The sequence below is a fragment of the Spirillospora sp. CA-142024 genome, assembly GCF_050942325.1.
In the GTDB taxonomy this organism is placed as follows: Bacteria; Actinomycetota; Actinomycetes; order Streptosporangiales; family Streptosporangiaceae; genus Spirillospora.
In genome coordinates, this window is record NZ_CP192077.1 from 8042436 (window position 1) to 8058755 (window position 16320).

Annotated in this window: 18 protein-coding genes; 8 read left to right on the plus strand and 10 right to left on the minus strand. The window is 72.4% G+C overall.

Translation table 11 applies throughout. The features are described 5' to 3' along the window. Positions 1 to 44 precede the first annotated feature (44 nt). Positions 45 to 683 carry a TetR/AcrR family transcriptional regulator gene (locus tag ACQPZP_RS37960; RefSeq protein WP_433474481.1) on the plus strand — a complete coding sequence of 213 codons (639 nt, stop codon included), beginning with the start codon at positions 45 to 47 and terminating at the stop codon, positions 681 to 683. Positions 684 to 760: 77 nt separating this feature from the next. Here ACQPZP_RS37960 and ACQPZP_RS37965 read toward each other — a convergent pair whose 3' ends face one another. From ACQPZP_RS37965 to ACQPZP_RS37990, 6 genes are read right to left on the minus strand one after another with little or no spacing between them, the layout of a single operon-like run. Next, positions 761 to 1642, minus strand: a complete 882-nt coding sequence (locus tag ACQPZP_RS37965) for a glycosyltransferase family 2 protein (RefSeq protein WP_433474482.1) — start codon at positions 1640 to 1642, stop codon at positions 761 to 763. After that, positions 1639 to 2502, minus strand: a complete 864-nt coding sequence (locus ACQPZP_RS37970) for a CDP-alcohol phosphatidyltransferase family protein (RefSeq protein WP_433464487.1) — start codon at positions 2500 to 2502, stop codon at positions 1639 to 1641. Before ACQPZP_RS37970 ends, ACQPZP_RS37965 begins: the two co-directional genes overlap by 4 nt. Beyond that, the gene (locus ACQPZP_RS37975) at positions 2492 to 3565 is read right to left on the minus strand and encodes an iron-containing alcohol dehydrogenase family protein (protein ID WP_433474483.1); all 1074 of its coding nucleotides are present in this window, start codon (positions 3563 to 3565) and stop codon (positions 2492 to 2494) included. Before ACQPZP_RS37975 ends, ACQPZP_RS37970 begins: the two co-directional genes overlap by 11 nt. Before the next feature lie 30 nt (positions 3566 to 3595). Next, a complete protein-coding gene (locus tag ACQPZP_RS37980; RefSeq protein WP_433474484.1) occupies positions 3596 to 4327 on the minus strand; it encodes a sugar phosphate nucleotidyltransferase in 732 nt (243 codons plus the stop codon). Beyond that, positions 4324 to 4932, minus strand: coding sequence for a DUF5941 domain-containing protein (locus tag ACQPZP_RS37985; protein WP_433474485.1), 609 nt, complete (start codon positions 4930 to 4932; stop codon positions 4324 to 4326). Before ACQPZP_RS37985 ends, ACQPZP_RS37980 begins: the two co-directional genes overlap by 4 nt. Continuing rightward, positions 4929 to 5732 carry a hypothetical protein gene (locus ACQPZP_RS37990; protein ID WP_433474486.1) on the minus strand — a complete coding sequence of 268 codons (804 nt, stop codon included), beginning with the start codon at positions 5730 to 5732 and terminating at the stop codon, positions 4929 to 4931. The genes ACQPZP_RS37985 and ACQPZP_RS37990 overlap by 4 nt, the downstream gene beginning before the upstream one ends. Positions 5733 to 5817: 85 nt before the next feature. Between ACQPZP_RS37990 and ispD the strand changes: the two genes are divergently transcribed. Both ispD and ACQPZP_RS38000 read left to right on the plus strand, forming a co-directional pair. After that, a complete protein-coding gene (ispD, locus tag ACQPZP_RS37995; RefSeq protein ID WP_433474487.1) occupies positions 5818 to 6519 on the plus strand; it encodes a 2-C-methyl-D-erythritol 4-phosphate cytidylyltransferase in 702 nt (233 codons plus the stop codon). Beyond that, positions 6516 to 7265: a glycerophosphodiester phosphodiesterase gene (locus ACQPZP_RS38000; protein WP_433474488.1), complete on the plus strand. Its 750-nt coding sequence runs from the start codon at positions 6516 to 6518 to the stop codon at positions 7263 to 7265. Before ispD ends, ACQPZP_RS38000 begins: the two co-directional genes overlap by 4 nt. On the opposite strand, the gene ACQPZP_RS38005 is transcribed toward ACQPZP_RS38000, so the two are convergent. Beyond that, the gene (locus ACQPZP_RS38005) at positions 7262 to 7981 is read right to left on the minus strand and encodes a hypothetical protein (RefSeq protein ID WP_433474489.1); all 720 of its coding nucleotides are present in this window, start codon (positions 7979 to 7981) and stop codon (positions 7262 to 7264) included. The genes ACQPZP_RS38000 and ACQPZP_RS38005 overlap by 4 nt on opposite strands. Before the next feature lie 99 nt (positions 7982 to 8080). Then, positions 8081 to 9133, minus strand: coding sequence for a glycosyltransferase family 2 protein (locus ACQPZP_RS38010; RefSeq protein ID WP_433474490.1), 1053 nt, complete (start codon positions 9131 to 9133; stop codon positions 8081 to 8083). Positions 9134 to 9401: 268 nt separating this feature from the next. Here ACQPZP_RS38010 and ACQPZP_RS38015 point away from each other — a divergent pair, with 268 nt between their 5' ends. From ACQPZP_RS38015 to ACQPZP_RS38025, 3 genes are all read left to right on the plus strand, one after another. Beyond that, positions 9402 to 11057: an LCP family protein gene (locus ACQPZP_RS38015; protein ID WP_433474491.1), complete on the plus strand. Its 1656-nt coding sequence runs from the start codon at positions 9402 to 9404 to the stop codon at positions 11055 to 11057. 26 nt (positions 11058 to 11083) lie between these two features. Continuing rightward, positions 11084 to 11890, plus strand: coding sequence for a thioesterase family protein (locus ACQPZP_RS38020; protein ID WP_433474492.1), 807 nt, complete (start codon positions 11084 to 11086; stop codon positions 11888 to 11890). Between the two features lie 100 nt (positions 11891 to 11990). After that, the gene (locus tag ACQPZP_RS38025) at positions 11991 to 12635 is read left to right on the plus strand and encodes a hypothetical protein (RefSeq protein ID WP_433474493.1); all 645 of its coding nucleotides are present in this window, start codon (positions 11991 to 11993) and stop codon (positions 12633 to 12635) included. Between the two features lie 124 nt (positions 12636 to 12759). Here ACQPZP_RS38025 and ACQPZP_RS38030 read toward each other — a convergent pair whose 3' ends face one another. Continuing rightward, positions 12760 to 13929 (minus strand): acyl-CoA dehydrogenase, encoded by a 1170-nt coding sequence (locus ACQPZP_RS38030; protein WP_433474494.1) that lies wholly within the window; start codon positions 13927 to 13929, stop codon positions 12760 to 12762. Between the two features lie 114 nt (positions 13930 to 14043). On the opposite strand from ACQPZP_RS38030, the gene ACQPZP_RS38035 reads away from it, so the two are divergent. Together ACQPZP_RS38035 and ACQPZP_RS38040 are read left to right on the plus strand one after the other, a co-directional pair. Beyond that, complete coding sequence (locus ACQPZP_RS38035; RefSeq protein ID WP_433474495.1) at positions 14044 to 15378, plus strand: UDP-glucose dehydrogenase family protein; 1335 nt, start codon at positions 14044 to 14046, stop codon at positions 15376 to 15378. Between the two features lie 39 nt (positions 15379 to 15417). Continuing rightward, positions 15418 to 15837 carry a CoA-binding protein gene (locus tag ACQPZP_RS38040; RefSeq protein WP_433474496.1) on the plus strand — a complete coding sequence of 140 codons (420 nt, stop codon included), beginning with the start codon at positions 15418 to 15420 and terminating at the stop codon, positions 15835 to 15837. Between the two features lie 7 nt (positions 15838 to 15844). Here the strand turns inward: ACQPZP_RS38040 and purE are convergent, their stop codons facing one another. After that, entirely contained in the window at positions 15845 to 16312 is a 468-nt protein-coding gene (purE, locus tag ACQPZP_RS38045) for a 5-(carboxyamino)imidazole ribonucleotide mutase (RefSeq protein WP_433470136.1), read from the minus strand. Positions 16313 to 16320: the final 8 nt, after the last annotated feature.

A 16320-nucleotide genomic window follows, 5' to 3' on the forward strand; every position in this document is an offset into this window, starting at 1 on the left:
GGTTAGGCTGACGCCGACCCATTCGGACGGGTGGACGGAGATCGATGAGCGGCCGCAATCCCGCACCGAGGCGCAGCTACGGAGGCCGCTCGGCCGAGGAGCGCCGCGCCGAGCGGCGGGAACGCCTGCTCGCCGCCGGGCTCGAACTGTTCGGGACCCGCGGCTACGCGGCGACGTCCATCGAGCGGCTGTGCGCGACGGCGAGCGTGTCGACCCGCAACTTCTACGAGGAGTTCTCCGGCCGCGAGGAGCTGCTCACCACGCTGCACCGCGGCATCAACGAACGCGCCGCCGAGGCCGTGTCCGCCGCCTACGCCGACGCGGCCGGCGCCGACCTCGCGACCCGGGTGCGGAGTGCCGTCCGCGCGTTCGTCACCGTCACCGCGAGCGACCCGCGCCGCGCCCGCATCGCGTTCGTCGAGGTCATCGGCGTCAGCGCCGGCCTGGAGCAGCACCGCTTCGGCTGGCGGGGCCGCTGGGAGGACACGATGCTCGCGATGGCCCGGGAGGCGGTCGACCGCGGCGAGGCCGTCGACCGCGACTACCGCCTCACGATGATCGCCATCATCGGCGCGGTGAACAACCTCGTCCACCACTGGTCCGCCCGCGACCAGGACGTCCCCCTGGACGACATCACCGCCGAACTCACCCACCTGATAATCGCGGCTTTCACACACCCCTAGAGCTCGGCCGCCGGGCACGGGCAGGCGTGAGGATCGACCGGCTCGCAACGGGGGTTCCAGGGGGGCGCCCCCCTGGGCTACACGATCGGGGGGCGGCCGGTGCGGGTCATGCGCCAGGCGGTGCGGTAGGAGATGGGGCGGCGGGGGCCCGCGGGCTTGCGCCAGCCTTCCAGGAAGCCCTTGAACCACGGTTTGAGGGCGCTCGGCTTGCGCTCGCGGAGGACGGTCATGCCGATCCACACCGCGAGGTAGGTGAGGGCCAGCGGCCACGGGAGGTTGCGCCGGGCCAGCCAGACGCGGTTGCGGGCGTTGTACCGGTAGAACATGTCGTGCCGCGTCGGCAGCACGGCCGGGTGGAACATCACCGCGGCCGCGTCGTAGACGATGCGGTACCCGGCGTTGAGGATCTGCCAGGCGAGGTCGGTCTCCTCGTGGGCGTAGAAGAAGTCCTCGGGGAGGCCGCCGCCGGCGTCGAACGCGGCGCGGCGGATCGCGCAGGCGCCGCCGAGGAAGGTGGTGACGGCGGACGAGCGTTCCGGGTCGCCGGCGCGCAGCCGGGGGACGTGCCGGCGTTCGCCGCGCCCGCCCTCGGGGTCGCGGACGCGGAACGAGACGACGCCGAGGTCGGGTTCGGCGGAGAACCGGTCGCGCAGGTAGGTGCCGAGGCGGGTGGAGCGGTACCAGCCGTCGTCGTCCAGGAAGAGGATCACGTCGCCGCAGGACGCCTCCACGCCCCGGTTGCGCCCGCCCGGGATGCCGAGGTTCTTCGGGAGGCTGAGGGTCTTGACGCGCTCGTCGTCGAACGGCGCCGCGCCCGCGCGGTCGCCGACGGGGTCGACGCCGTTGCCGACCAGCACGACCTCGACGTCCACGTGCTCCTGCTCCAGGGCGCTGCGGACGGCGTGGGCCAGCTCCTCGGGCCGGTTCCCCATCGTGAGGACGACCACGGACAGTTTCACTTCAGCCTCCGGGAGGCCAGGATGCTGACCAGGTGCAGCAGGGTCTGCACGACGGCGACGGCGGCCACCGCGACCATCAGGACGCGCACCGCGACCGGGTCGTCCGTCCCGGTGAGCGTGTCGATCACGGCGGCGGCGAGGATCAGCAGCGACAGCTCGACCGCGCCGATGATCCGGTGGAAGCGCAGCATGGACGCCGCCTGCCGGGCCAGCGCGATGCCGGTGGAGCGGGGCCGCAGCGCGCGGTCGCCGCCGGACGGGTCGGCGGGCAGCCCCGACTTGGCGCGGGCGACGACCACGTTGTCGGTCTCCGCCTTGATCAGCGCGGCGCCGAGGGCGGCGACGAGGCCGAGCTCGGCCCAGCCGCCGTTCGCCCAGCCGCCCTGCGCCATGAACCCGAGCCCGATCAGCAGCGACACCTCGGACAGGTAGTGCCCGATCCGGTCGAGGAACACCCCGGCGACCGACGTCTGCCGCAGGTAGCGGGCGACCTCGCCGTCCACGCAGTCGAGCAGCAGGTAGACCTGGATGAGGAAGGCGCCGCCGAGCGCCGTCCACAGCGGGTTCACCGGCAGCGACACCGCGACGCCGGCGGCGACGCCGCTCGCCATCATCAGGTACGTGAGCTGGTTGGGGCTGAACCCGAGGCGCAGCGCGATCCATGCGAAGTACGGGGACAGGTCGCGCATGTAGAGGCGGCCGGCCCAGTGCTCCTCGTTGCGCCGGTCCTTCAGGCCGGGCGGCTGGCCGTACCGGCGGATGTCGGCGACGCCGGCGCCCTTGCGGTGCGGCCGGTGGTCGTCGCCGGGGGTGCCGGGGGGCTCCGGGGAGTGCTCGTGCCCGGGGAGCTCAGCCTCCATGGGCCTGGACATACTCTTCCACCGCCTTGCGGGTCTCGCCCTCGTCGAGGCTGAGGTATTCCAAGATCGTATAGCGGCCCGGCCGGGTGTGCGGGGCGTATCGCACGGCCTCCGCGAACTGCTCGACCGTCAGCCCGATGTCGCCGGGGAAGCGGGGCAGGCCGTGCCGGCCGAGGCAGGCGAGGATCTCCTCCAGCCGGTCCGCGCCGGCGCCGAGCCGGGTGGCGCGCAGGTGGTAGCAGAACGCGGCGCCGATGCCGGCCAGCTCGCCGTGGTTGGCGGTGTCCGGGAAGAGGTGGTCGATGGCGTGCAGGATCTCGTGGTCGCCGCCGCTCGCCGGCCGGGAGTCGCCCGCGAACGACATCGCCATCCCGGACAGCACGAGGCCCTCCGCGAGGACGGTCAGGAACCGGTCCGAGTCGATGGAGCCGGGCTGGTGCAGCAGCGCCTCGGCGGCGGTGCGGGCCACGGTGAGCGCCATCCGGTCGACCCGCTCGCCGACCTCCTCGGCCGCGAGCAGCCAGTCCTCCACGGCGGAGAAGTTGCTCACCACGTCGCCGATCCCGGCGCGGACGAGCCGGTCGGGCGCGGCGCGCACGTAGTCGAGGTCGACGACCATCGCCAGCGGCATGACGACGCCGAACGAGCCCTTGCCCTTGTCGTGGACGAGGGAGGCGACCGGCGAGCAGATCCCGTCGTGGGACAGGTTGGTGGCGACCGACACCATCGGGATGCCCGACAGGGTCGCCGCGTACTTGGTGGCGTCGATCGTCCGGCCGCCGCCGATGCCGACGACGGCCTCGTAGGATCCGGCGCGCAGGCTGGAGCCGAGGCTGACGGCCGCGTCCACGGTGCCGCCGGCGACCTGGAACACCTCGCAGGCCGCCAGCGACGGCCGGACGTGCTCGGCGATCTGGTCGCCCTGGCCGGGGCCGACCGCGATCGCGACGCGTCCCTCGGTGGCGATCCGCTTGTCGGCGAGCAGTTCGCCGAGGCCGGCGACGGCGCCGCGCCGCACGTCGATGGAGAGCGGCGCGTTCAGCATCCGCGTCAGCAGGGGCATGGGGCTCCTCGCGTCGTGCCGTGCGTGCGGTCAGTAGCCCTTGGCGATCCGGCGGGCCTTCTCCAGGTCGTCGTGGTTGTCGACCTCGACCCAGTCGACGTCGCCGATCGGCGCGACCCCGATGCGGCCGCCCCGGTTCACGAGCTCCTGGTAGCCGTCCTCGTAGTAGAGGTCGGGGTCGCCCTCCCACGTGGCCTTCAGGGCGTCGGCGAGCGGCTCGGCGGCGGCCGGCTCGATCAGGGTGGCGCCGATGTACTCGCCGCCGGCCGTGGCGGGATCCATCAGCTTGGTGATGGTCTTCAGGTGCCCCTCGCCGTCGAGGATGACCTTCATCTCCTCGTCGGCCAGAGTTTTCACGTCGTCCACCGCGAGGAGGATGTCCGGCCCGCGGTTCGCCAATAGTGTCTTCTCGACGCTCACCGGATGGACCGTGTCGCCGTTGACCATGAGGACGCCCTTGGAGAAGTGCTCCCGAGCCAGCCACATGGAGTAGGCGTTGTTCCACTCCTCGGCCTTGTCGTTGTGAACCAGCGTGATCTTCACGCCGTACCGCTCCTCAAGGGCGGCCTTGCGCTCCTCGACGGCGCCCGCGCAGTAGCCGACGACGATGACGACGTCGGTCAGCCCGACTTCGGCGAGGTTGCGGAGGGCGATGTCGAGGATGGTGGTCTCACCGTCCACGGGGACCAGGGCCTTGGGGAGGGTGTCGGTGTACGGCCGAAGCCTCCGGCCCGCACCCGCCGCCAGCACCATGCCGATCATGCTCTCTCCTCCAAGTCGACCATAACGCCGCTGCCGCGACCTTTCCGCGCCCACGTGGCGGCGCTTTCGCCGCCGGACAACACGCCAAGGTAGGCGGCCAGCGCCGGGTACGCGAACGGGAGGGCCCCGGACAGGCCCGCGAGGGCCGTGAACAGCATGCGGCCCTCCCAGCCGAGCCCGGCGAGGCGGACCCACGCCCGCGGCCGATGCCCCTGGCGGGTGCGGTAGGCGGTGTCGTAGTGGTGGAGCGCGAGGACCGTGATCAGCACGTAGACGAGCGGCGCCGACACTCCCTGCGCGTCCCCCAACACGGCGAGGTAACCATACTCGATCCCGCGCAGTATGGGCGGGACGAGCCAGTCCAGCCGCCCGGAGTGCGGGTGCCGGGACGAGGGCCCGGCCAGCAGCAGGACGACGAGCGGGACGCAGAGCAGCGCGGGCGCCGGCCCTCCGGGCGGCCGGGCGCCCGGTCCGGCGGCCAGCAGGACGCCCGTGGCCGCCGCCGCGAGGACGGTGGCGGGCAGCGGCGGGAGCCGCCCCGCCGCCATCCCGCCGAGCACGCGGGACACCGGGCCGTCGTCGCGGTGCAGCCGTACGGTGGTCACGGTGAGATCGACCTCGTCACCCGTCCGGCCAGGGCGCAGGCGGTGGCGGCCGACCCCCAGGCGAGGAGGACGGCGAACGTCAGCCGGGCGTCGGCGAAGGCGGCGGTGAGCGAGATCAGCGCGAACCGCTCGCCGAGCGGCAGCCGGAGACTCTTCGCGGCCCGCCGCACGACCAGTCCGCGGCGGGACGGCGGCGGCCTCCGGGCGGTCCGGCTCGCCGCGTACGAGGCCGCGACCGTGTGCCGGACGGACAGCAGCGCCACCGCCCCCGTCGCCGGCCACCACGGGTTCCCGCCGGAGGCCGTGGCCCCCGCCGCGAGCCCCGCGTAGACGGCGAACTCCTTGACCCGGTCGAGGACCGCCGGATGGTACTTCCCGGGGGGTGTGGGGGGTCGCCCCCCACAAGAGGCAGGCCCGGAGGTGAACGGGTTCGCCCGGCGGGCGAGCCCGGCGCCCACCTTGCCGAGGACGAGCGAGGCGTACAGCAGCAGCGCCCCGGTGACGAGGCCGCCGCGGGCGCCGCCCGAGAACCACACCGCCGCCAGCACCGCGAAGGCCAGCGAGGTCATCGACACGGCACCGGCGGTGAGCCCGCGGCCGGCCGCCCACCGGGCGATGGGCGGGGTGCAGGGGCCGGCCAGGTACGCGGCGACGAGGCCCTCGGCCCCCTCGGGCCGCCGGCGCGGTCGCGCCCGGTCGTCGTCCACGGCTTCGGCGGCCTCTCGGTCCGGGCGGGTGATCGCGGGTCGGTCCGGTACGTTGAGCGTGACCGGCCGCTCACGCGCGGGCGCCTGATCCATCGGTGCCTCCGGGCCGGTCGGAAAAGCATGGGCAGGTGCACAGCGTAGTGGCCCGATGACCGGGTGTCGTGGGAACCGAGGAGAGATGGCGACGCGAGCGGTTGCGGTGGTGCTCGCCGGCGGGGTCGGCGAGCGCATGGGCGCCGGGCGCCCGAAGCAGCTCATGGAGGTCGGCGGGCGGCCGATCCTGGCGCACGCGGTCGCCGCGTTCGACGCCCATCCGGGGATCGGCGAGGTCGTGGTCGTGATGGCGGCCGGGCATCTGCGCGCGGCCGCCGCGATCGCCGCGCCGTTCCGCAAGACGGCGGCGGTGATCGAGGGCGGCACGACCCGGACCGCGTCCACGGTCGCGGCGCTGCGGACCCTGGACGGGCGCCCCGACGACGTCCGCGTCCTGTTCCACGACGCGGCCCGCCCGTTCGTCGACCGCCCGGTCATCGACCGCGTGCTGGACGCCCTGGACGCCCACGAGGCCGTCGCGGTGGGCGTGCCGTCGTCCGACACGATCGTCGTGGTCGAGGACGGCGTGGTCGCCTCGATGCCGCCGCGCGAGACGATGAGCCGGTTCCAGACCCCGCAGGGCTTCCGGCTCGGCACCATCCGCAAGGCGTACGAGCTGGCGCTGGCCGACCCCGGGCTGCGCGCCACCGACGACTGCGGGATCGTGCACCGCTATCTGCCCGGCGTCCCGATCCGGGTCGTCGAGGGCAGCGAGCGCAACCTCAAGGTCACCCAGCCGCTCGACGCCGTCATCGCCGAACATCTCGCCAGCGAGGAACCCTCTTGATCTTCGAGAACACCCCCACGGTCATCGGACATCGCGGTTACGGGTCGGGCGACCTCACCCCGGCCGGGTCCGAGACGACCGTCTCCGAGAACACCCTGCCCTCGATGCTCGCCGCCGTGGACGCCGGCCTTTCCTGGATCGAGATCGACGTGACCAGGACCGCGGACGACACCCTCGTCCTGCGGCACGACCCGACGACCGCGGACGGCGACCACCTGGTCGACCTGCCCGCCACGGCGAGCGGCCTGCCCCGGCTCGCCGACGTCTTCGACGCGCTGCCGGCGGACGTCGCCGTGGACGTGGACGTGAAGACCGTCCTGGAGGACGCGCTGCACGAGCCGTCCCGCCGGACCGGGGCGCTGCTGCTGCCGGTTCTGAAGCGCGAGGCGAAGCGGCGCCGCCTGCTGGTCACCTCGTTCGACCCGTCGCTGCTGATGTTCCTGCGGGAGGAGCTGCCGGGCGTCCCGCTGGGGCTCCTGACGTGGCTGCGGTTCCCGCTGTGGCACGCCGTCCCGGCCGCGGCGGGGCTCGGCATGGACGTCGTCGCGGTGCACACCGGGTCGTGCGGCATCGACCATCCCGACACGCGGCTGCGTCCGCTGGAGCACTGCGTGGACATCGCGCACAAGGCGGGCCTGGAGACGATCGCATGGTGCCCGTCGGCCGACGCGGCGCCGACCTACGCGGCCGCCGGGTTCGACGCGATGGTGGTCAACGACGTCCCCGGCGTGCTCGCGGCCGTCTAGCGGTTGCCGCCGTACATCTGCGTCCACTCGCCGGGGTTGTCCTCGTCCGGCCCGCTCTTGCCGGACGGCTTGGGCTTCTCCTCGGCGGGGGGCAGCGGCGGCGGGTTCGAGGCGGCGGGCTGAGCGGGCGGCTGCCCGTACTGCGGCGCCCCCTGCCATGCCGGGCTCTGCCCGGGCGCGGGCGGCGGCTGGTGCGCCCCCATGGGCGCCGGAGAACCGTGCATGGGCGGCGGGCCCGCCGGCGCGGGCGGCGGCCCGCCGAAACGCGGCGCGGCATTCGTACGAGCCTTCCACCGCGACGGCGCCAGTGATGCCGTGACGAGCATCACTCCGAGCAGGAAGAAGATCCCCAACGAGGCGAGCGTCGTATAGCCGAGGTCGAGTTCCCTCGGCAGGTCGTTCGTGCGGGGATGGGTGATCGCCCAGCGGGGCGACGCGAACCAGACCAGGCCGGTGATCGTGTAGGCGGCGCCGGGAACGAGCGAGGCGACCGGCGACAGCCGGCTGCCCATGACGAGGCCGAGCGCCGCGGCCGCCACGAGGAAGAGGCCCGCGCCGATCCACAGCTCCTTCCCGTGATAGGTCTCGAATCTCGCGATGCCAAGGCTTATGACCTGGCTCAGTCTGCCGGCACCGTACGTCAGGCACAGCGCGATGACCGGCGTCACGACGAGACCGATCACCACGCCGAGGCCGTGGCGTGCTCCGTTGGACATGGCCACCTCCGAACGCAGGCGGGCGAGATCCCGCCAAACCTAACGGTCAGACGGGCGGAAGGCCACAAGGGTTCGCAGGTGGATATGGGTTTTTGCCCGCTACTGGACGGATTCGCCGGGTTTGATCGGAGTCGGCTGGCCGAGCCGCGGCGGGCTGGTGAGGAACCCGACGCCCCAGGTCACGTGCATGGTGGCGAACACGAGCGGCAGCCGCAGCCAGGCGGAGAACGGCAGCCCCCGTCCCTCCACGGCGGCGCCCGCGACCATCGCGGCCGCGTACCCGCCGGGCAGGATCCAGCCGGGCCAGAACCCGAACGCCCCGGCGACCGCGCCCGCCGTCATCGCGACCACGGCGATCGGCGGCGCGAGGTAGCGCAGGTTGAGCGTGCCCTGGTGCTCGCGCCCGACGACGCGCCGCCAGCGGCCGGTGTGGAAGTACTGCTTGGCGAGCGCCCGCAGGTTGGGGCGGGGGCGGTAGGTGACGCGCATCCGGGGGGTGAAGAAGATCCGGCCGCCGGTCTCCCGGATGCGGTGGTTCATCTCCCAGTCCTGCGCGCGGACGAACGTCTCGTCGTAGCCGCCGACCCGCTCCAGCGCGCTGCGGCGGAACGTCCCGAGGTAGACGGTCTCGACCTCGCCCGCCTCGCCGCCGGTATGAAAGCGGGCGTTGCCGACGCCGAGCTTGGACGTCATCGCGCGCGCCACGGCCTTCTCGAACGGGGTGACGCCCTCGGCCGCCATGATCCCGCCGACGTTGTCGGCGCCGGTCTCCTCCATCGTCTCGACCGCGGCGCGGACGTAGTCGGCGGGCAGCAGCGAGTGCCCGTCCACCCGGACGATGATCGAGTACTGCGACGCCTTGATCGCGATGTTGAGGCCCTGCGGGGTGCGCCCGGTCGGGTTCGCGACGACGAGGACGCGCGGGTCCTCGGCGGCGAGCTTGCGGGCGATCTCCTCGGTGCGGTCGCGGGACGGCCCGATCGCGAGCACGAGCTCCAGCTCGCCCGGGTAGTCCTGGCTCAGGATGCCGCGTACGGCGTCGGTCAGATGGCGCTGCTCGTTGAGGACCGGCATCACCACCGAGACGGCGGGCCAGGTGCGTTCACCGGAGTCGGGACGGGGCTTCACGGCGTGCTGGGTTTCCTGGTTCATGACGCGCTGGGCATGGGGAGACGAATTCATGTGGGCTCGCGGGCGCACCCTTCCGGCAGGCCGGAGGAGACGCCCCTTCCTCTCTCTAGCTCGCTGTCTGACGCAGCCCACGCCACCCAGGTTCGCGTGCGGGCCGCCGGGGTGTGGTCAAGACGGCGCCACGTTACTGCAAGGACACGAGGTCCAGGTAGCGAACGGACGGGTGTCCCCCACTTTAGAGTGGTGGGGACTCGCGTCAGCACGGGATCTTCGGGAGGCGGCGGCCGGCATGGCAGACGGGCACGACTCGGGTCGCGGCGACGCCGACCCCTTGGAGCGCTACTTCCGGCCGCGTCCGGGCGCCCACGCGGCGGGCGACGACGACGGCGACATCGAGGGCGTGACCATCGACGGGATGCCCGCGCCGCGCGTCCCCGTGGAGGGCCCGCGCGGGCCGCGCCGCCCGGGCCGCGGGCTGAGCCCGCGGGCCGCGATCAGCGCGCGGCGGCAGAAGCGCTTCCTGACCCTCACCGGGACGGCGTCGGCGTTCGTCCTGCTGACCTCGGGCGGCGCGTGGGCGTTCCAGAACTACGTCACCGGCATGATCGACAAGGTCTCGGTCGGCGGGCTCGGCAAGGGCAAGGACACGCCGAAGGGCGCGATGACGATCCTGGTGGCGGGCGTTGACCGCCGCGAGGGGCTGACGAAGGAGCAGCAGAAGGCCGCCAAGCTCGGGCATTTCGAGGGCGAGCGCTCCGACACGATGCTGCTGGTGCACGTGTCCCGCGACCATGACAGCGTCTCTGTGGTGAGCCTGCCCCGCGACTCCTACGTGACGATCCCGGCGCACAAGTCGAACGGCTCGGAGGGCGCGAAGGGGGCGAGGGTCCCGGCCCGTCCGGGCAAGCTCACCTGGGCCTACCAGTTCGGGGGCCCCGACCTCACCGTCAGCACCATCAAGCAGGCCACGGGCGTGTCCATCGACCACTACGTCGAGGTGAACTTCTACGGGTTCGTGCACATGGTGGACGCGCTCGGCGGTGTCGACGTGTGCACCGAGCAGGCCGTCGACGACAAGAAGAGCGGGCTGAAGCTCCCGCGCGGCAAGTCGCACCTGGACGGCCTGAGGGCGCTCGCGTTCGCCCGCGCCCGCTACTCGCTGACGGGCGGCAGCGACCTCGGCCGCATCGACCGGCAGCAGCAGTTCATGGCGTCGATGCTGAAGCAGGCGCTGTCGACGAAGACGCTCGGCGACCCGGTCAAGTCGACGAAGTTCCTGAACGCGTCGCTGAAATCCCTGCGCGTCGACGAGAAGCTGGCCGACGACCTGCCGAAGCTCGCCGACCAGATGAAGAACTTGTCGACCGACGACCTCACGTTCGCGAAGGTGCCGCTGTCGAACCAGGGCTACAACGCCGTCCTGTGGAACTCGCCGTCGCCGCAGTCGACCGTCCAGTGGGACCGCGGCAAGGCGCAGGACCTGTTCACCGACCTCCGGCGCGACCGGCCGATCGCCACGCAGAGCGCGAAGCCGAGCGCCTCCCCGAGCAAGAAGCCCGAGAACGAGCTGACGGTGCCGCCGGACGACATCTCCGTGCGCGTCCTCAACGCGATCGGCACCCCGGGCCTCGCGACGAAGGCGGGCGGCCAGCTTCGCAAGCTCGGCTTCAAGGTGACCGTCGCGCCGGGCGTCGCGCGGCGCGGGCTCCAGACGACGCAGATCCTCTACGGGCCCGAGCGGGAGGACTCGGCGAAGACCCTCGCCGCCGCGATCCCGGACGCCAAGCTGAAGGAGGTCTCCTCGCTCGGCTCGAACATGCAGGTCATGGTCGGCGCCAACTGGGACGGCGTGAAGGAGGTCGAGGTGAAGGCGTCCCCGAGCGCGTCGCCGTCCGGGGGCTCGTCGATCGAGACCGGCACGGCCACCTCGAAATTGTGCGGCTGACGCCCTCCTAGAATAAGATTCTAGGCATGACCGAGGACGTGCCCGCCGAGTCGTTCTACGAGCCGCTCGGGGACGGGCGATTCGCCAGCACCCCCGCCACCGCAGGGCCTTGGTCGCCAGGCCTCCAGCACGGCGGCCCGGTGTCGGCGCTGATCGGACGTGCCTTCGAACGGCACGACCCCGTCCCCGGCACCCGGGTGGCGCGGGTGACGGTCGAGATCCTCAGCCCGGTGCCGGTGGCGGAGCTCGACGTCGACGTCCGCGTCGTCCGCCCGGGCAGGCGGATCGCGTTCCTCGAAGGCCGGATCACCCACGATGGCCGGCCGGTCGTCCACGCCACCGCCTGGCGGATCATGGCCGCCCCCGCCCATCTGGAAGCCGTCGCCCACGGCCCGATGCCGCCGCCCCTCCCCGACGCGACGCGCCCGTTCGGAGACTGGAGCGATCTCCATACGGGCGGCTACCTCGCCGCGATGGAATGGCGGCTTCTCGACGGCGGCTTCGCCGAACCCGGCCCCGGCACCACCTGGGCGCGCTCCCGCATCCCGCTGGTCGCCGGCGAGTCCGACACGCCCCTAGTCCGCGCCCTCACCCTCGCCGACAGCGCGTCCGGCATCGGCAGCCAGCTCGACCTGTCCAAGTGGCTGATCATCAACACGGACGTGACCGTCGCCCTGCACCGCGACCCCGTCGGCGAGTGGCTGTGCATGGCCGCGTCGCTGGACGCCGCCCCGGGCGGGAGCGCGCTCTGCCAGGCAACCCTCGCAGACCGTTCCGGCGAGATCGGCCGGGTCATGCAGACCCTCCTGGTGGACGAGCGGGCGTCCGCCTGAACACGCCACCAAGAACCTTGATCATAACTGTACGTTCTTGATCGACTACTCTGGGTAGCAATACCGCGACAGAGAGAAGCCACTTCTCAGGAGTCACAGGATGTCGACAAGGATGCTCGGCCTGCTCACCACGGCCGCCGCCATCTCGGCCGCGCTCACCGGCGGCGTCGCCGCCGCGGCGAACGCCTCGTTCACGGCGCCGCCGCCGTCCCCGCCGCACGAGAACTCCGCGTCCGACGCGAAGCCCGTGCCGGACCCGAAGACGGCGCCCGACTCGAAGACGGCGCCCGACCCGATGGCGGCGCCCGACCCGAACGCCGCGCCGGACCCGAAGGCGGCGCCGGACGCGAACGCACTGCCCGACCTGAGCGGAGCGCTCGACCAGGACGCCGCACCCGACCCGAACGCCGCGCAGCAGGACCCGGCGGCGCCCAAGGCGGCGGCGCCCAAGGCCAAGCCGGTCGCCAAGGACGGCACCGACCTCTCGGCCTGCCGGGACGCGGACTGCCAGGTCCAGATCAAGGGCGGCGAGAAGATCACGCTCGACCGCAAGTACGGGCTGGACCCGATCCACGTCAAGCTGCGCGGCAGCCAGGTCATCTTCGTGATCCGCGGCCGCGGCTCGAACATGACCACCTCGGTCGACGCGGCCTGGCCCAACTCCACCGCCGTCTACAACGGCATCTCGCTCCGTCCGCACCGGGCCAAGGACGGCAGCATGATCCTCAACATCTCCCACGACTGACCCGCGAACGGGGGACGGGCACCACACCCGTCCCCCGGGTCGGTGACGGGTCCAGGGTCGGCGGCGAGCTCGACGCGCTGCGTCCCGCACCACGCCCTACGCGACGGAGAAGTGCGGCTGCCGGTTATTTGAGGAGTTGGCGGGCGATGACCATGCGCTGGATCTGGTTGGTGCCCTCGTAGATCTGGGTGATCTTGGCGTCGCGCATCATCCGCTCCACCGGGAACTCGCGCGTGTACCCATACCCGCCCAGCAACTGCACCGCATCCGTGGTCACATCCATCGCCACATCCGAGGCCAGCGCCTTGCACGCCGAGGACACCAACGTCAGATCCGCCACCCGCTCCCCCCGCATCGCCCGCTCGGACTTGACCGCCGCGTGGTAGGTCAACTGCCGGGCACCCTCCAGGCGCATCGCCATGTCGGCCAGCATGAACTGCACACCCTGGAAATCGGCGACCGGCCGGCCGAACTGACGGCGCTCCTGCACATACCCCACCGCGAAATCCAACGCACCCTGCGCGATCCCCAGCGCCTGCGCCGCGATCGTGATCCGGGTGTGGTCCAACGTCGCCAGCGCCGTCTTGAACCCCGTCCCCGGCTCCCCGATGATCCGATCCGCCGGAACCCGCACATCCTCCAAGATCACCTGCCGGGTCGGCGACCCCTTGATCCCCAGCTTGCGCTCCTTCGGCCCGAACGACACCCCCGCATCGGCCGCCTCCACCACGAACGCCGAAATCCCCCGCGCCCCCGCCGACGGATCGGTCACCGCCATCACCGTGTAGAACTGCGACACCCCCGCATTGGTGATCCACATCTTGGTGCCGTTCAACACCCAATGCCCACCATCACGCACCGCACGGGTCTTCATCCCCGCCGCATCCGACCCCGCATCCGCCTCCGACAACGCATAGGAGAACATCGCCTCCCCCCGCGCCACCGGCGCCAGGAACCTCTTCTTGAGCTCCTCCGAACCCGCCAGCAGCACCGGCACCGTGCCCAGCTTGTTCACCGCCGGAATCAACGACGAGGACGCACACGCCCGCGCGACCTCCTCGATCACGATCACCGTCGCGAGCGCATCAGCCCCCGCACCCCCGTACGATTCGGGCACGTGCACCGCGTGCAGACCATTGGCGACCAGAGCGTCCAAGGCCTCACGCGGGAACCGGGACTCCTCGTCCACCTCCGCCGCGAAAGGAGCGATCTTGGCATCGGCCAGCTCACGCACCGTCCGCCGCAACAGCTCATGCTCCTCCGACGGCGCGTACGCGGGAAAGTCAGAACTCATGCCGCAGATGCTACCCGCCAGTAGGTATGTGCGGGCGACGCAGGTGTCCGCGCGCAGTGGGCACGTGTGCAGTAAGGCCGCTTGTCGGCGGCGGCGAATCGAGAGGAGCAGGTCTTGTCCCACCGGCTGACGGTCATCGGAACCGGTTACCTCGGCGCCACCCATGCGGCGTGCATGGCCGATCTGGGCTTCGAGGTGCTCGGTCTCGACGTGGACGCGGAGAAGATCGCGCGGCTCTCGGCCGGTGACCTGCCCGTCTACGAACCCGGCCTCGAACCCGTGCTGCGCAGGGGGCTGGAGACCGGGCGGCTGCGGTTCACCACGTCCTACGAGGAGATCGCCGAGTTCGGCGACGTCCACTTCCTGTGCGTCGGCACCCCGCAGAAGGCCGGGGAGTACGCGGCCGACCTCAGGTACGTGGACGACGCCGTCGCGACGCTCGCGCCCCTGCTGCAGCGGCCCTGTCTGGTCGTCGGGAAGTCGACCGTGCCGGTGGGGACGGCCGCGCGGCTGGCCGAGGTGCTCGCCCGGACGGCGCCGGCGGGCGGCGACGCCGTGCTGGCGTGGAATCCGGAGTTCCTGCGCGAGGGGTTCGCCGTCCAGGACACCCTGCACCCCGACCGGATCGTGGCCGGGCTGCCCGCCGAGCAGGGCGCCGCCGAGCACGCCGAGAAGGTCCTCCGCGAGGTCTACCGGACGATGATCTCCGAGGGCACGCCGTTCATCACCGCGGACTTCCCCACGGCCGAGCTGGTCAAGGTGTCGGCGAACGCGTTCCTCGCGACCAAGATCTCCTTCATCAACGCGATGGCGGAGGTCTGCGAGGCGGCGCACGCCGATGTGACGAAGCTCTCGGAGGCGCTGTCGTACGACGACCGGATCGGCGGCAAGTTCCTCGGCCCCGGGCTCGGGTTCGGCGGCGGCTGCCTGCCCAAGGACATCCGCGCGTTCATGGCCCGGGCGGGCGAGCTCGGCGCCGACCAGGCGCTCACCTTCCTCCGCGAGGTCGACGAGATCAACATCCGGCGGCGGATCCGCATGGTGGACCTCGCCCGGCAGCTGCTGGGCGGCTCCTTCGTCGGCCGGACGGTCGGCGTCCTCGGCGCCGCGTTCAAGCCCAACTCCGACGACGTGCGCGACTCCCCCGCGCTGGACGTGGCCGCGTCGATACGCGCCCAGGGCGCCAAGGTGACGGTGTACGACCCGCAGGCCATGCGGAACGCGCGCCGCGCCCACCCGACCCTGGACTACGGCGACTCGGCCCTGCATGCCGTCCAGGACGCCCATGCGGTCCTGCTGCTGACCGAGTGGGCGGAGTTCCGGGGCATGGACCCGTACGAGGTCGCCGAGGTCGTCGCGGAACGCAACATCGTGGACGGGCGCAACGCGCTCGACCCCGAGCGGTGGCGCGCGGCCGGCTGGAACTACCGGGCCCTCGGGCGCCCGTGAGCCGGGAACCAAGGGGCGGCGGGCGGTGTTGTGCCGGGCATGAGCGCTGACTTCGCCGACCAGGCCGTGATCCGCCGGCTGCTGAACGAGTCCAGGACGTGGGCGTTCGTCGGGCTCGGCGACAATCCCGCACGCGAGGTCTACAACCAGGCCCGGCTCATGCAGCAACGCGGGAAGCGGATCATTCCCGTCCATCCGGCGGCGCCGGAGGTGCTCGGCGAGCAGGGGTACGCCTCCCTCGCCGACGTCCCGGACCCCGCCGAGGTGGACGTGGTGGGCGTGTACCGCCGCGCCGAGCACGCCGGGCAGGCGGTGGACGAGGCGATCGCCGCGGGCGCGAAGGCGGTGTGGCTGCCGCTCCAGGTGATCGACGAGGCGGCGGCCCGGCGTGCCCGGGACGCCGGGCTCGACGTCGTGATGGACCGCTGCCCCGCCGTCGAGTGGGCGCTGCGGCGCTGAGCGCGGCTCAGCGCCGCTCGCGGAGCCGCGCGCCCTTCGCCTTGGCCTGGCCGTAGAGGTCCTGCTGGAACACCTTCATCTTGGCCTGCAGGTCCTCGTCGGCCGCGGCCAGGATCCGGACGGCCAGCAGCCCGGCGTTGCGCGCCGCGCCGACCGCGACCGTCGCGACCGGGACCCCGGCGGGCATCTGGACGATCGACAGCAGCGAGTCCATCCCGTCCAGGTACTTCAGCGGCACGGGCACGCCGATCACCGGCAGCGGCGTCACCGACGCGAGCATGCCGGGCAGGTGCGCGGCGCCGCCCGCGCCCGCGATGATCACGCGCAGGCCGCGGGCCGCCGCGTCCTCCCCGTAGGCGATCATGTCGTGCGGCATGCGGTGCGCGGACACGACGTCCGCCTCGTAGGGGACGCCGAACTCGGTGAGCGCCTGCGCGGCGCCCTCCATCACGGGCCAGTCCGAGTCGCTGCCCATCACCACAC

What these genes read in the sequence shown, in the direction of transcription:
- ACQPZP_RS37960 (WP_433474481.1), top strand. Translation starts at nt 45, where the DNA reads ATGAGCGGCCGCAATCCCGCACCGAGGCGCAGCTACGGAGGCCGCTCG.
- ACQPZP_RS37970 (WP_433464487.1), bottom strand. Translation starts at nt 2,502, where the DNA reads ATGGAGGCTGAGCTCCCCGGGCACGAGCACTCCCCGGAGCCCCCCGGC.
- ACQPZP_RS37975 (WP_433474483.1), bottom strand. Translation starts at nt 3,565, where the DNA reads ATGCCCCTGCTGACGCGGATGCTGAACGCGCCGCTCTCCATCGACGTG.
- ACQPZP_RS37980 (WP_433474484.1), bottom strand. Translation starts at nt 4,327, where the DNA reads ATGATCGGCATGGTGCTGGCGGCGGGTGCGGGCCGGAGGCTTCGGCCG.
- ACQPZP_RS37990 (WP_433474486.1), bottom strand. Translation starts at nt 5,732, where the DNA reads ATGGATCAGGCGCCCGCGCGTGAGCGGCCGGTCACGCTCAACGTACCG.
- ispD (WP_433474487.1), top strand. Translation starts at nt 5,818, where the DNA reads ATGGCGACGCGAGCGGTTGCGGTGGTGCTCGCCGGCGGGGTCGGCGAG.
- ACQPZP_RS38005 (WP_433474489.1), bottom strand. Translation starts at nt 7,981, where the DNA reads ATGTCCAACGGAGCACGCCACGGCCTCGGCGTGGTGATCGGTCTCGTC.
- ACQPZP_RS38010 (WP_433474490.1), bottom strand. Translation starts at nt 9,133, where the DNA reads ATGAACCAGGAAACCCAGCACGCCGTGAAGCCCCGTCCCGACTCCGGT.
- ACQPZP_RS38015 (WP_433474491.1), top strand. Translation starts at nt 9,402, where the DNA reads ATGGCAGACGGGCACGACTCGGGTCGCGGCGACGCCGACCCCTTGGAG.
- ACQPZP_RS38020 (WP_433474492.1), top strand. Translation starts at nt 11,084, where the DNA reads ATGACCGAGGACGTGCCCGCCGAGTCGTTCTACGAGCCGCTCGGGGAC.
- ACQPZP_RS38025 (WP_433474493.1), top strand. Translation starts at nt 11,991, where the DNA reads ATGTCGACAAGGATGCTCGGCCTGCTCACCACGGCCGCCGCCATCTCG.
- ACQPZP_RS38030 (WP_433474494.1), bottom strand. Translation starts at nt 13,929, where the DNA reads ATGAGTTCTGACTTTCCCGCGTACGCGCCGTCGGAGGAGCATGAGCTG.
- ACQPZP_RS38040 (WP_433474496.1), top strand. Translation starts at nt 15,418, where the DNA reads ATGAGCGCTGACTTCGCCGACCAGGCCGTGATCCGCCGGCTGCTGAAC.
- purE (WP_433470136.1), bottom strand. Translation starts at nt 16,312, where the DNA reads ATGGGCAGCGACTCGGACTGGCCCGTGATGGAGGGCGCCGCGCAGGCG.